The sequence below is a fragment of the Paraburkholderia ginsengisoli NBRC 100965 genome (assembly GCF_000739735.1).
Lineage (GTDB): Bacteria > Pseudomonadota > Gammaproteobacteria > Burkholderiales > Burkholderiaceae > Paraburkholderia > Paraburkholderia ginsengisoli.
The window spans coordinates 117,252-131,214 of the sequence record NZ_BBJF01000022.1; the positions used below are offsets into that span (position 1 = coordinate 117,252).

Below are 13,963 nucleotides of genomic sequence, written 5' to 3' on the forward strand. Positions count from 1 at the left end.
GAAGTGCGAGCGGTTGAAGCGTCTGTTGCTTCAACCGCCTTCGTCGTCGAAGCTCTTTGGATAGACACGCACGAGCACGATGCGCGGCCCCTTCATCTTCTTGACCACCACATCGAAGCGGTCGAACTCCACACGCTGCCCTTCGCTGGGCAGATCGTTCAGCGCCTGGATCACGAGGCCGCCGACCGACTCGGCCTGGCCCTCGTCGATGTCGATCCCCAGCGCGCGCTCCAGCGACACCACCGGCAAGCTGCCCTTGCCCATCAACGTGCCGTCGTCCATGCGGGTCCAATCGGCGTCGCCCTGACGGAATTCGTCGTGAATCTGCCCGACCAGCGCGCCCAGCAGATTGTCGAGCGTGAGGAAACCGATCGGCTTCGAGTTCTTGTGACCGACCAGCGCAAGATGCGGCGCGCCCTTGCGGAAGCGCCGAAACAGTTCGAGCGCCGGCATATCCGGCTTCACGTATTGCACGGGCCGCATGTAGTGGGAGAGATCCTCGAGCGTGCTGCCCGCCTGGCGCGCGAGCAGCAGGTCCTTCAAATGGATCATGCCGACCACGCGCTCGCCCGATGCATCTTCGAACAGCGGATAACGGCTGAAACGATGCCGCGCCACCACCTGCATGTTTTCGCGAATCGGCAGATCGCGCCGCAAGCCGACCATTTCGTAGGCCGGGCGCATCAGGTCCGATACGGTCATGCGCGAGAAGTCCAGCGAATGCGCGATGGTGTTCCACTCGTCCTGGCTATACGCGCCGTCCGGCGAACCCAATTCAGTCGCAACGTTGGCGCGGCGCCCGCGCAGGATGAGCTTGAGTTCGTCGGTGGAGTAATGCGAGTCGTGCCCGTGATCGGCGTCGAGCCCCGTGAGCTTCAGCACCGCGTTGGCGCTCGAATTAAGCACCCAGATCGCCGGATACATCGCCCAGTAAAAGCCGTACAGCGGCATGGCGGCCCATAGCGACACCTTCTCCGCCTCGCGAATCGCCAGCGACTTCGGCGCGAGTTCGCCCACCACGATATGCAGGAACGAAATGCACGAGAACGCGAAGAACAGCGAAATGCCGTGAACCATCCGCTCCGATTCCACGCCGAGCAGGGTCAGCAGCGGCGAGAGCAGTTCCGCGAACGCGGGCTCGCCGATCCAGCCGAGCCCGAGCGATGCGAGCGTAATGCCGAGCTGACACGCGGACAGGTAGGCGTCGAGCCGCCCATGCACCTTGGCCAGCAGACGTCCGCGCAGGCCATGCCGGGTCGCGAGGCTTTGCACGCGCGTTTGCCGCAGTTTGACCAGACCGAATTCAGCGGCGACAAAAAAACCGTTGAGGGCAACGAGAAACAACGCACCGATAAGGGCGACGACCTGGATCAAAGCTAGGGGCTCCGGCAACAAAAGTTGTCAGTATAGAGGGTGAAAGCTCGGTGAAAAGTTAATCAAGCGCAAGAAGCGGGACGATGCGCTTACCTCGGCGCCGTCGCGCTCAATGGTATGCGGAGTGCGAGCGTGGCGGTTTCGCCGGCGTCCGCGCTTGCATCGCTTTGCTCGAAACTGCCGCCGTGCGCTTCGGCGACGCGCTTGCAAAGCGCGAACACCCAGGCAATCCGCTTCGCTTCACGCGGCTCGCCGGCCTGCTTGCGAGCGAATGCTTCCAGCACATGCGGCAACGCGGGATCGTTCAACGCGGCTTCGTTCGTCGCGTAGCTGACGGTGGCGTGCCACATGCCCGACTCCGCGCGCGTGGCCAGCGTGAGCGCGGCGCCTTCCGCGCTCGCTTCGACGGCGAACGTGAGCATCACCCACAACGCGGCGGCGAGGCGTTCGCGGTCGCCGTTGAGCTGGTCGGTCGAGAGTTGCGAGTCGAGCGTGATCTCCACGCCGCGCGTGCGCGCGAGGTTCGTGCGGACTTCGTCGACGGTTTCGTCGAGCAGCGGGTGCAGCGGGAATGGCGCATAGGAAAGCGCCAGCGATTTGGTTTCGGCGCGCGTCGCGTCGACGATCGTTTCGAGCAGCTTCACCTGCTGATCCACGCCGCTGCGGATACCGGCGACGGCGCGCTGCGCGTTGGGATCGTTCGCGTCGAGCTTGCGCTCCAGCACGTACGCCCAGCTATGAATGGCATTCAACGGACCACGTAGATCGTGCGACACCAGCGACAGCACGTGATCGCGCATGAAGAGCGCGGTTTCGGCGCGCAGACGCGCAGTGCGTTCGGATACGGCGAACCCGGAAGGAACCGGGGATGTGCCGGCAGTCCCGGTTGAAGACGTTGTCACGATCGAGCCCTCTAGGCAATGCTGGGTGATTGAAAAAAGCCCCATTATAGGCAAGCTGCCCGGCGCGACCAGCCTGGCCGGACGGCCAACTGCGACGCAATCCGCGTGCCACGCGGCAATCCTGCGCGATGCGGCTTCAACACGCCTACAATGTCGGTTTTTACGATTTGACCAAGGAGCGACACATGTCGACTGTGACTACCGAATCCGGCCTGAAGTACGAAGACATCGTTGAAGGCACCGGCGCCGAAGCGGTGGCTGGCAAGACCGTCAGCGTGCATTACACCGGCTGGCTGACCGACGGCCAGAAGTTCGACTCGAGCAAGGACCGCAACGACCCGTTCGCATTCGTGCTGGGCGGCGGCATGGTCATCAAGGGTTGGGACGAAGGCGTGCAAGGCATGAAAGTCGGCGGCACGCGCAAGCTGACCATCCCGCCGCAACTCGGCTACGGCGTGCGCGGCGCAGGCGGCGTGATTCCGCCGAATGCGACGCTCGTGTTCGAAGTCGAACTGCTCGGCGTTTAAGCGGCTCGCTGTTTTTTGTTATTGCGCGTCAGCATCATCGACCGGTTATCGCCATGAGTCACGCCGCCGTCACCGCTCCCAGCGTTTCGTTGCGCCGCTACGGTGCGATCGAGGCGTCGGACGTGCACGACTTTCATCAGGTCGTGCTCGGGCTCGACGGCGCGATGGTGATGGCGGTCGACGGTGTCGCGCAACAGATCGACGCCGGCTCCGCGTGGTTGATCCCGGCCGGTGCGCGGCACGACTACGCGGGCGTCGGCGAAAACCGGCAGTTGGTGCTGGATTTGCCGGCCAGCTCGCTCGCCGTGCCGGAGCGGTTGTTCGACCGCGCGCGGGCCGTGACGGTCGACGCATCGCTCACGCAGCTCGTGCATCGGATCGCGGCGCACGCGACCGGTGGCGCGCAGGGCGACGATCTGGACAGCCGGCGTTTCCATTGGGATGCGGCCGCGCGCCTCGGCGCGGCGTTGGTGGCCGATACCGGCACGACGGCCGGTGCGCAGGCTATCAGCGCGGGACTCGACTTTGCGCGAATCGATCGCTGGCTGCGCGCGCATCTGTCGGAGCCGTTGCGGATCGCCGATCTCGCCGCGCATTGCGGTTTCGGCATGCGGCGTTTTCACCAGCTTTTTATCGATGCGTTCGGCGAAACGCCACATCGCTATTTACAGCGGCTACGGCTCGATACATCGATCACGTTGCTCGCGGACCCGCGTCTTTCGTTGACCGACATCGCGCTGGACATCGGCTTCGGCGATCAGAGCGCGTACACACACGCCTTCACGCGACGCTTCGGGCTGGCGCCCGGGCAATGGCGCGCACTGCGCCACTGAGTTTTATTGCGGGTTTCGTTGCGGGATTCGTTGCGCGAGCCGCCATGCGAGGACGGCCCGCTTGTACAACTTGCACTACTGGAGCGCCGCTGAAGCCGGCACCCTTGCCCGCTTCAATGGCAGTCGATCAGTCAGGCGCGGCTCAACCGGCCAGACCCCGCTCCAGATCGCCGCGAATATCGCCGGCGTTTTCCAGACCCACGGCAAGACGGATCAAGCCTTCGCTGATGCCCGCCGCCGCGCGCGCTTCCGGCGTCACGCGACCGTGCGTGGTGGTCGCCGGATGCGTGATGGTCGTACGCGTATCGCCGAGGTTGCCGGTGATCGAGCAGATCTTCGTGTTGTCGATCACGCGCCACGCGTTCTCACGCATCTGCTCCGGCGTGTCGCCCTTCAGTTCGAACGACAGGATCGCGCCGCCCGACTTCTGCTGACGCATCGCCAGCGCATGCTGCGGGTGCGATTCGAGTCCCGGATAGAACACGCGATTCACGGCCGCATGCGTCTCCAGCCAGCGCGCAATTTCGAGCGCGTTCGCCGACTGCTTTTCAACCCGCAGCGACAGCGTTTCCATCCCCTTGAGCAGCACCCATGCGTTGAACGCGGAGAGCGTCGGCCCCGCGCTGCGCACGAACGGAAACACCTTCTCCATGATGAATTTCTTCGAGCCGACCAGCGCGCCACCGAGCACGCGACCCTGGCCATCGAGGAACTTGGTGGCCGAGTGCATCACGACGTCCGCGCCGAGCTTCAGCGGCTGCTGCAGGGCCGGGCTGCAGAAGCAGTTGTCGACCACGAACAGCGCGTCCGCCGCCTTCGCGATCTTGCTGATCGCTGCGATATCGGCGACTTCGGTCAGCGGATTCGACGGCGTTTCGAGGAAGAACATCTTCGTCTCGGGGCGCACGGCATTCTTCCAGGCGTCGAGATCGGTCGGATCGACGAAGGTGGTCGCAATGCCGAACTTGCTGAAGATCTGCGAGAACATGCCGAGCGTCGAGCCGAACAGCGCCTGCGAACTCACGAGGTGGTCGCCGGCCTGCAGCGCGGACATCACCACGGACATGATCGCGGCCATGCCCGACGCCGTCGCCATGCACGCTTCTCCGCCTTCAAGTGCGGCGAGGCGGTCCTGGAACATCGACACGGTCGGGTTCGTGAAACGCGAGTAGGTGTAGTTGTCCTCGGAATTCTTGAAGCGCTCGGCGGCGTCCGCGGCACTCGCGAACACGAAGCTCGAGGTCAGGAAGATGGCTTCCGAATGCTCGTTGAAGTCGCTGCGCACCGTGCCCGAGCGGACTGCCAGCGTATCGAAGTTCAGGGAGTCGTCCATGTTGGTTCTGGTTTCCAATGTTCGATGGCTGCGTTCGGCGCGGCTCGTTGTGAAACCAGGCGCGACGCCAAACGACAGCAACAAAAAAGCCCGCTTTTGCGTCGGCATAAGCGGGCTTCATGTGCGGGGAAAGCTGGAGCGGAGGTGGATGAATGCGGCGTTTCCACCATTCGCTTTAGCTGTTTCGGGTTGCCCCGCGTCCGCAAGCTGAGATCAAATCGACGCAAGTCGACATGCTAACACGCGTGTAGCGCGGCGTGCAGCACGCCACGCTCAACCTACCGACAGTTGCAGATGCAATTGCGAGCGCGCCGGGGTGCCGCCGTCGATCGCTTCGCTCGCGGCGTCGCGATCCGATTGCGACGACGGTGCGAGACGAGCCGTTTCGATACGGTCGAGGTACTCGGTGGTGACGTCGCCGGTCACGTAGTTGCCGTCGAAGCACGAGGCCTCGAACTCATGCAGCGCCGGGTTGATGTCGCGCACCGCCTGCTTCAGCGCATCGACGTCCTGATACACGAGGTGGTCCGCGCCGATCATGCGCGCGACTTCGTCGTCCGTGCGGCCGTGAGCGACGAGTTCACCGCGCGTCGGCATGTCGATGCCGTACACGTTCGGGAATTTCACCGGCGGCGCCGCCGACGCGAAGATCACCTTATTGGCGCCCGCATCGCGCGCCATCTGCACGATTTCGTGCGAGGTGGTGCCGCGCACGATCGAGTCGTCGACGATCAGCACATTCTTGCCCTTGAACTCGATGCCCATCGCGTTCAGCTTCTGGCGCACCGACTTCTTGCGCACCGCCTGGCCCGGCATGATGAAGGTACGGCCCACATAGCGGTTCTTGAAGAAGCCTTCGCGATACTCGACGCCCAGCTTCTTCGCGACCTGCATCGCGGCCGGACGCGACGAATCGGGAATCGGCATCACGACGTCGATCGCGACATCGGGCAGTTCGCGCTTGATCTTCTCGGCGAGGTAATCGCCCATGCGCAGACGCACGTTGTAGACCGGCACGCCGTCGAGCACCGAGTCCGGACGCGCGAGGTACACGAGTTCGAAAATGCAGGGGTTCAGGCTCGGGGCCGTCGCACATTGCTGCGAATGCAGCTTGCCGTCGATGTCGATGAAAATCGCCTCGCCCGGCGCCACGTCGCGCACGAACTCGAAGCCGATGCCTTCGATCGCCACCGATTCCGACGCCAGCATCCATTCGACGCCTTCAGCCGTTTCCAGCTTGCCGAGGCACAGCGGACGGATGCCGAACGGGTCGCGGAAACCGAGCAGCCCGTAGCCGGCGATCAGCGACACGATCGCGTACGAACCCCGCACCCGGCGATGCACGCCTGACACGGCGTTGAACAGCGCGGCCGGATCGAGTTGCAGACCGGAGCTGGCCAGCTGCAGTTCGTGCGCCAGCACGTTGAGCATGACTTCCGTGTCGGAATTGGTGTTGATGTGGCGGCGATCGATGCGGAACATCTCATCTTTCAGTTGCTGCCAGTTGGTCAGGTTGCCGTTGTGGGCGAGGATGATGCCGAACGGCGCGTTCACGTAGAACGGCTGGGCTTCTTCTTCGCTCGACGCCGAACCCGCGGTCGGGTAACGGACCTGGCCGATACCGGTCGTGCCGGGCAGGCTGCGCATGTTGCGCGTGCGGAACACGTCGCGCACCATGCCGTTGGCCTTGTGCATGTGGAAGTTGCTGCCGTTCGCTGTCGCGATACCGGCGGCGTCCTGACCGCGATGCTGCAGCAGCAGCAGGCTGTCATAGATCAGCTGATTGACCGGAGAGTGGGAAACTACGCCTACGATGCCGCACATGGCATGTCCTTCAAAGGTACGAAATTCGTCGTGGCGGCCGGTGCCTGCGATAGCGTCCCCTAGGGGAGTTCCTTCGGGGCGTACGCGCCGTTGGGCGACGGTGCGCGCTGTTACGCAAAGGCAGCCGGCTACGCCGGAGTCCTGCTGTGTTCCTTTAACGCTCGCCTGATCGTCACACGCGGACGTAAGCGGCAAGTGTCTCTGGAAGCAGCGGTTTCATTACGTGCACGCCCTCGACCGCGTAGGGCCGTAGCAGAGCGTTGCGCCAGAATTCCTGTTCGGGCAGTTCGGTCAAGCCTGCGAGGGCGACCAGAATCAGCACCAGAATGACCCCGCGTACGAGGCCGAACATCAAACCGAGTGAGCGGTCTACGCCGCCGAGGCCCGTGGCCTGCACGAGGCGGCTCAGCAGCGCGCTCACCACGCTCGCCACCAGCACCACGCCGATCACCACCAGCGAAAACGCCAGCAGCCACTGGGTCAATGCGCCGCCGGGCCAGTGAGACGGGATATACGGCACGACGTATCCGACGAATTCGCAGGCAATGAAGAACGCCGCGATCCAGCCGATCAGTCCGAATATCTCCGACAAAAAACCGCGCCACGTACCGCGCAACGCCGACAAACCGATCACCGCCATTACAGCGTAGTCGAAGGCAGTGAACATCGCTCGCTTACTGTGCTGCGCCGTTGTTCGCGCCCGACGTCAGGCCGGCCTCGCGAACCTTCGCGATCGCGGCGCTTGCAGCCGCCCGGTCGGCGAATGGGCCGGCGCGCAACAGCGTGAGCGTCGTCCCGTCTGCCTGCTTGCGATGTTCGGTATATGCGGGCACGCCCGCCGCTTTCAACTTGGACGCCCAACTGCGCGCGTTGGCGTCGTTCGCGAACGCGCCGAGTTGAACCGCGAAACGGCTGCCCGGCGGCGATGCCGGCGTGCCGGAATTCGCGTCGGCGCTGGCGGCAGCGTTGTTGATCTCGTCGTCGCTCGGCGCCGCGGCGCGCGGGGCCGGCGTGCGGGCAGCCGGTTTGGTCGACGCTGCGGGCGCGGCCGGGCCGGTGTTCGCAGCGACGGCCGGCGCGGGTGCCGTCGTCTGTGGCTTCGCCGCGGGCGTTGCGTTTGCGTTCGTCGTTGAGTTAGCGGGTGCGTTCGCGCCCGGCTTCGCGGTGGCGGACTGCTCCGGCTTCACGGTTGCGGCCGGCGCGAGGCTGGATGCGGCAAGCGCGGAATCGGGCGTCGGATTGTCAGGTGCTACACCGGCCTGCGTGTCTTCAGCGCTCTTTTCGGTGCTCTTGCGGGCAACGCGCGGCGCGGGACGGCTTGGAATGTCGATGGAGATGTCGTCGGTGACGGGCTTCGGATGCGAGTCCAACACCATCGGCAGGACGATGACCGCCGCCACGACAAGCGCGATGGCACCAACCAGGCGGCGCCGCGCGCGCTGCTTTTCCGGCAACGTGGGGTCGAGCAGCATCGCGTCGGCATCGACGGTGCGCTCCGTGCGGCGGGTTCGCCGCTCCACGCGCTCGCCACGGGCAGCCCGGGTGGAACTGGTGTTTGCGCCGCGCCGGGTGGGCGCGTCGTCTTTCTTGCCGAACGAGAAAATTCCCATGAATCGCTTGGTTCGAGCCTGGCGCCCGTTCAGTGTTGCTGCGATTTACGGTAGGCCATAACGCCCGCTACCGTGTAGAAGCTGCCGAAAACCACGATTCTATCATTCTCTGACGCTCGTTTTAGCGCGTCTTGGAAAGCCTCGGCGGGTGTCGCATAGCGTGTCACGCTGCTATCGGCACCGTCGCCCACGCCCTGCTCGCGCAATGCCGCTTCGAGCTGTTCCGCCGATGCCGCCCGCGGAGTCGGCAAATCGGTCACGCACCAATGGTCGATCTCGCCTTTCAGGTGACTCAGAACGCCAGCGATGTCCTTGTCGCGCATCGCGCCGAACACCGCGTAGGTGTACGGGAAGAAGCCCATGTTGCCAAGGTTTTGCGTCAGCACGGCGGCCGCATGCGGATTGTGACCGACGTCCAGCACGATGGCGGGCTTGCCGGGCAACACCTGGAAACGCCCCGGCAGTTCCACGTTGGCCAGACCGAGGCGGATATCCTGCGCCGACACCGGCAAACGGTCGCGCAGCGCTTCGAGAGCGGCCAGCGCCGCGGACGTGTTGATCAACTGATTCGCGCCGCGCAATGCCGGATAGGCGAGGGCCGAGCGCCGCATGCCCGGGCCCACGTAGCTCCATTGCTGACGCTCGCTGCCCGCCTGACCTTCGTAGCGGAAATCGCGGCCGAAGAGCCACAGTTCGGCGCCGATCTTCTCTGCGTGATCGATCAGCGATTGCGGCGCCACCGGGTCGGCGCAAATCGCCGGCTTGCCCGGGCGGAAAATGCCGGCCTTTTCGAGAGCGATTTTCTCGCGCGTGTCGCCGAGATAATCCGTGTGATCGATATCGATGCTCGTGATGACCGCGCAGTCCGTATCGAGGATGTTCACGGCGTCGAGGCGGCCTCCCAGGCCGACTTCGAAAATCACCGCGTCCAGGCCGCGCGAGGCGAACAGGCTCATGATCGCCAGGGTCGTGAATTCGAAATATGTCAACGAGACCGGTTCGGCGAGGCTTAGGCGCGCGGCTTCGACGGCTTCGAAGTGCGGCAGCAGATCCGCGTCGCTTGCCATTTCGCCGTTGACCCGCGCGCGCTCGTTGAACGCCAACAGGTGCGGCGACGTGTGGCAGCCGACCGTGAAGCCGGCGCGCAACAAAATGGATTCGAGGATCGCGCAGGTCGAGCCTTTCCCATTCGTACCGCCCACCGTGATGACCGGACAGGCAAACGACAACTTCATCGCGTCGCGTACCTGAGAGATGCGGCCCAAACCCATGTCGATGCCGACCGGATGCGCGGATTCAAGGTGCGTGAGCCACGCGTCGAGGGTGGGGAATGTGGTCATCGAGTGAATCGGTTAAGCAGTGGTGCGGATGGCTGCGGCTGCCAGAGCGTAGCGCGGCGGCCGATTTATGCGCAGAAAGCCGCTTGGAGACGGTCCTGCGCAAGCGTCGCCGCGTTGCGAGACCGTGATTATCCCGGAAATGACAGCGCGCCGCTTGATCACTCACGCGGCGCGCTATTTTTTGACTTTGACCGCCTTGCAACTGCAGCCGCGCGTTCGACATCGGTTCGACTCGACACGCCGGGGCGGCAGTCAACCGCCCTATTGGGTTGCAGTCCCAGACTTACGCGACGGCATCCGCCGGCTGATGGCTCAACAGCGCCAACAATTGCGCGATCTCTTCACGCAACTTGCGACGGTCGACGATCATGTCGACCGCGCCCTTCGTCAGCAGGAACTCGGCGCGCTGGAAGCCTTCCGGCAGCTTTTCGCGCACAGTCTGTTCGATCACGCGCGGACCGGCGAAACCGATCAGCGCCTTTGGCTCGGCGATTACGACGTCGCCGAGAAACGCGAAACTCGCGGACACACCGCCCATGGTCGGGTCGGTCAGCACGGAGATGAACGGCAGCTTGGCTTCGGCGAGCTTGGTCAGCATTGCGGTGGTCTTTGCCATCTGCATCAGCGACAGCAGGCTTTCCTGCATCCGCGCGCCGCCCGAAGCGGTAAAGCAGATGAACGGCACTTTCTGTTCGAGCGCGTTCTGCGCGCCGCGCGCAAAGCGCTCGCCGACCACCGAACCCATCGAGCCACCCATGAACGAGAACTCGAAGCAGGCGACGACCACCGGCAGCGTATGAATCGCGCCGCCCATCACGACCATGGCGTCGGTTTCGTCAGTGTCGTCCATCGCCTCTTTCAGGCGATCCGGGTACTTGCGGCTGTCCTTGAACTTCAGCGCGTCGACCGGGACGATTTCCTGGCCGATTTCGTAGCGGCCTTCCGGATCGAGCAGGCCGTCTAGCCGCTCACGCGCGCCGATGCGCATGTGATGGTCGCACTTCGGGCAAACATGCAGATTGGCCTCGACGTCGTTGCGATACAGCACGGCTTCGCACGACGGGCACTTGATCCACAGACCTTCCGGAATCCCCTTGCGGTTCTTCGGGTCGGTTTGCTTGATTTTCGGCGGCAGCAGCTTATCGAGCCAGCTCATATTGAATCCTTCTGGGTCAGCGGTCGCGCAAACGGCGGGACGAACCCGCCGTTCACACTACAGCGACAAAAATAACTGTTATCGGGCAGTCGCGACGCTATCGAGCGCCTCGCGCACTTCGGCAATGAACCGCGTGAGCGTTTCGGCAGCGGTGTCGGGTGCTGTCTGTTCGAGCAATTGAACGATACGGCTGCCGATCACGACGGCATCGGACACCTCGGCTACCGAACGCGCGGTTTGCGCGTCGCGGATACCGAAACCGACGCCCACCGGCAGGGGCACGCGCGACTTGATGGCCGGGATTTTACTCGCGATGCTGGAAACGTCCAGATTTGCCGCTCCGGTCACCCCTTTCAACGACACATAGTAGACGTAGCCGCTGGCAATCTTTCCGACTTCCGCGATGCGTTCTTCGGTAGACGTGGGCGCCAGCAGAAAAATCGGATCGATACCGGCCGATCGCATCTGTTCAGCGAAGTTCGCGCACTCTTCAGGCGGGTAGTCGACAACCAGCACGCCGTCCACGCCTGCTTCCTTTGCGGCCGCCGCGAAGGCTTCAGTGCCCATGCGCTCGATCGGATTGGCATAGCCCATCAGCACCACGGGCGTCTTGTCGTTCGTTTCGCGGAAGCGCTTGACGTCCGCGAGAACATGACGCAGCGATACGCCCTGCGCGAGCGCACGTTCAGAGGACTGCTGGATCACCGGACCATCGGCCATCGGGTCGGAAAACGGCACACCGAGTTCGATCACATCGGCGCCGCCAGCAGCGAGCGCGTGCATGAATTCAACGGTGCGCTTCGGGTCCGGGTCGCCAGCCGTCATGAACGGAATCAGGCCTTTCTTACCTTGGGCGGACAGCGCGGCAAACGTGTTCTTGATACGGGACATGGAATATTCTCGAATTTTTTGGCTACTGCGCGCATCGCACGTCGTTCATTGCACTTCGGTCTGCCGCTGCGCCTTGGCTTTGGCTTTAGGCCGACGAGGTATGGGCGGCGAAGCGGCGGCGCTAACGCGCTCACGCGCTATCGCGCAGTAACTTTCATTGATCTCATAGCCGACGAATTCGCGCTGCTGACGGGCGCAAGCGACTGCGGTGGTGCCGCTGCCCATAAACGGGTCGAGCACTCGGCCGCCCTTGGGACAACTGGCCAGCACCATGCGCTCAACGATTTCCAGCGGTTTCTGGGTCGGATGCGCGACGCGTTCGGCGTGTTGCCGATGCAGCCGCGAAACCGACCAGACATCCTTTGGATTATAGCCAAGCTCCAACCACTTGCTGCCCTCGAACAACTTACGCGAACGCGCCTTCTTCGTGACTGCATCGTACGGGATGCGGACGGGATCGAGATCGAAAAAATAATCCTTCGATACCGCGAAAAAGCCGATGTTGTCGTGCACCGAGGTAAAGCGGCGCACGGTTCCGCCCATGCTCGGTACACGCCGGTCCCAGATGATTTCGTTGATCATCGTGAGCTTTGTCTTCAGGAAGCTGAAGATTTCCGGCGAGTACTGCCAGGTACAGAATATGTAGAGCGAACCCGACGGCTTGAGTTTAGGAATGGCGAGTTCGAGCCAGCCACGCGTCCAGGCGAGAAATTCCTCGCCTGTACGCATGTCGGAGTCATTGCCATAATCCTTGCCCAGCCCGTAAGGCGGATCGCAGACGATCAGGTCGATCGACGCGTCAGGAATATTCGCCACATCGGTCAGAAAATCGCGATTCAACAGCTGGATACCGGCCGGGACCTGCGCCAGCAACGGTGCTGGTCCCGCAGCCGCCGCTACCTCGGCGGCCGGCTGCGTCGTTTCAATCGCCCGGTGCGGCTCGTCGAACTCGTCGCGCATCGTCGCGGCGCTCAGAACTGAATGCCCGATCGCTCGGCGACCGTATGCATGTCCTTGTCGCCGCGGCCCGACAAATTGACCAGTAGGACCTTATCCTTCGGGAGTGTCGGCGCGAGCTTCGCGGCGTAGGCCAGCGCGTGGCTGGATTCCAGAGCCGGGATGATGCCTTCGATGCGGCAGCAGTCGTGGAACGCCTTGAGCGCTTCTTCGTCGGTGATCCCGACATATTGCGCACGATTACTGTCTTTTAGCCACGCGTGCTCGGGACCGACGCCCGGATAGTCGAGACCCGCCGACACCGAATGCGTCTCGATGATCTGGCCATTGTCGTCCTGGAGCAGATACGTGCGATTACCGTGCAGAACACCCGGGCTGCCGCCGATCAACGACGCTGCGTGACGACCGGTTTCAAGACCGTCGCCGGCGGCTTCGACGCCAATCAACTGCACTGAACTGTCGTCGATATACGGATAAAAGATGCCCATCGCGTTCGAACCGCCGCCAACACACGCGATGACGGCGTCCGGCTGGCGACCGACTAGCTCGGGCATCTGCACCTTGCATTCATCGCCGATCACGCGCTGGAAGTCGCGCACCATCATCGGATAGGGATGCGGCCCAGCCACAGTGCCGATGATATAGAACGTATTTTCGACATTGGTCACCCAATCCCGCATCGCTTCGTTCAGCGCGTCCTTGAGCGTGCGCGAACCCGACTCCACCGGCACGACGGTCGCGCCGAGCAGCTTCATGCGATACACGTTGGCGGCTTGACGGCGCACGTCCTCCGCACCCATGTAGACCACGCACTCCATACCGAAGCGCGCTGCGATCGTTGCGGTCGCGACGCCGTGCTGCCCGGCGCCGGTTTCCGCGATCACACGCGGCTTGCCCATGCGCTTGGCCAGCAGCGCCTGACCGATCACGTTGTTGATCTTGTGCGCGCCGGTGTGATTCAGATCCTCGCGCTTAAGAAAAACCTGCGCGCCGCCGAGCAGTTCGCTCCAGCGTTGAGCGTGATAAATCGGCGACGGACGACCGACGAAATACTTCAACTCGCGCTCATATTCGGCGACGAAGTCGGGATCTTTCTGGAATTTCTCATACGCTTCACGCAGCTCGTCGAGTGCGTGCACCAGCGTTTCGGCGACGAACACACCGCCAAATTGGCCGAAATGGCCTCTTTCGTCAGGCAAGTTATACATTGTGATCA

13 protein-coding genes are annotated in these 13,963 nt (G+C 63.3%); 2 read left to right on the forward strand and 11 right to left on the reverse strand.

What is annotated here, in order from left to right; genetic code table 11:
* Positions 1-30 precede the first annotated feature (30 nt).
* Complete coding sequence (locus BGI01S_RS25475; protein WP_042328988.1) at positions 31-1,374, reverse strand: hemolysin family protein; 1,344 nt, start codon at positions 1,372-1,374, stop codon at positions 31-33.
* 89 nt (positions 1,375-1,463) lie between these two features.
* Entirely contained in the window at positions 1,464-2,276 is an 813-nt protein-coding gene (locus BGI01S_RS25480; RefSeq protein WP_042328989.1) for a sensor histidine kinase, read from the reverse strand.
* A gap of 185 nt (positions 2,277-2,461) precedes the next feature.
* Here BGI01S_RS25480 and BGI01S_RS25485 point away from each other — a divergent pair, with 185 nt between their 5' ends.
* Complete coding sequence (locus tag BGI01S_RS25485) at positions 2,462-2,803, forward strand: FKBP-type peptidyl-prolyl cis-trans isomerase (protein WP_027803023.1); 342 nt, start codon at positions 2,462-2,464, stop codon at positions 2,801-2,803.
* 53 nt (positions 2,804-2,856) lie between these two features.
* Entirely contained in the window at positions 2,857-3,636 is a 780-nt protein-coding gene (locus BGI01S_RS25490) for an AraC family transcriptional regulator (protein ID WP_042328991.1), read from the forward strand.
* Positions 3,637-3,778: 142 nt separating this feature from the next.
* Here BGI01S_RS25490 and BGI01S_RS25495 read toward each other — a convergent pair whose 3' ends face one another.
* From BGI01S_RS25495 to trpB, 9 genes are all read right to left on the reverse strand, one after another.
* Positions 3,779-4,969 carry an O-succinylhomoserine sulfhydrylase gene (locus tag BGI01S_RS25495; protein ID WP_042329038.1) on the reverse strand — a complete coding sequence of 397 codons (1,191 nt, stop codon included), beginning with the start codon at positions 4,967-4,969 and terminating at the stop codon, positions 3,779-3,781.
* A 273-nt stretch (positions 4,970-5,242) separates the two neighbouring features.
* Positions 5,243-6,793: an amidophosphoribosyltransferase gene (gene purF / locus BGI01S_RS25500; protein ID WP_042328994.1), complete on the reverse strand. Its 1,551-nt coding sequence runs from the start codon at positions 6,791-6,793 to the stop codon at positions 5,243-5,245.
* 172 nt (positions 6,794-6,965) lie between these two features.
* Positions 6,966-7,460, reverse strand: a complete 495-nt coding sequence (locus BGI01S_RS25505) for a CvpA family protein (RefSeq protein ID WP_042328995.1) — start codon at positions 7,458-7,460, stop codon at positions 6,966-6,968.
* 7 nt (positions 7,461-7,467) lie between these two features.
* Positions 7,468-8,403, reverse strand: coding sequence for an SPOR domain-containing protein (locus BGI01S_RS25510; protein WP_042328996.1), 936 nt, complete (start codon positions 8,401-8,403; stop codon positions 7,468-7,470).
* Between the two features lie 29 nt (positions 8,404-8,432).
* Complete coding sequence (folC, locus tag BGI01S_RS25515) at positions 8,433-9,743, reverse strand: bifunctional tetrahydrofolate synthase/dihydrofolate synthase (protein WP_042328997.1); 1,311 nt, start codon at positions 9,741-9,743, stop codon at positions 8,433-8,435.
* 283 nt (positions 9,744-10,026) lie between these two features.
* Positions 10,027-10,899 carry an acetyl-CoA carboxylase, carboxyltransferase subunit beta gene (accD, locus tag BGI01S_RS25520; protein WP_042328998.1) on the reverse strand — a complete coding sequence of 291 codons (873 nt, stop codon included), beginning with the start codon at positions 10,897-10,899 and terminating at the stop codon, positions 10,027-10,029.
* Between the two features lie 78 nt (positions 10,900-10,977).
* Positions 10,978-11,790 (reverse strand): tryptophan synthase subunit alpha, encoded by an 813-nt coding sequence (gene trpA, locus BGI01S_RS25525; protein WP_042328999.1) that lies wholly within the window; start codon positions 11,788-11,790, stop codon positions 10,978-10,980.
* Between the two features lie 45 nt (positions 11,791-11,835).
* Positions 11,836-12,750: a DNA-methyltransferase gene (locus BGI01S_RS25530; protein WP_042329001.1), complete on the reverse strand. Its 915-nt coding sequence runs from the start codon at positions 12,748-12,750 to the stop codon at positions 11,836-11,838.
* 11 nt (positions 12,751-12,761) lie between these two features.
* On the reverse strand, positions 12,762-13,955 hold the full coding sequence (trpB, locus tag BGI01S_RS25535; protein ID WP_042329003.1) for a tryptophan synthase subunit beta: 1,194 nt from the start codon (positions 13,953-13,955) through the stop codon (positions 12,762-12,764).
* Between the last annotated feature and the right edge of the window lie 8 nt (positions 13,956-13,963).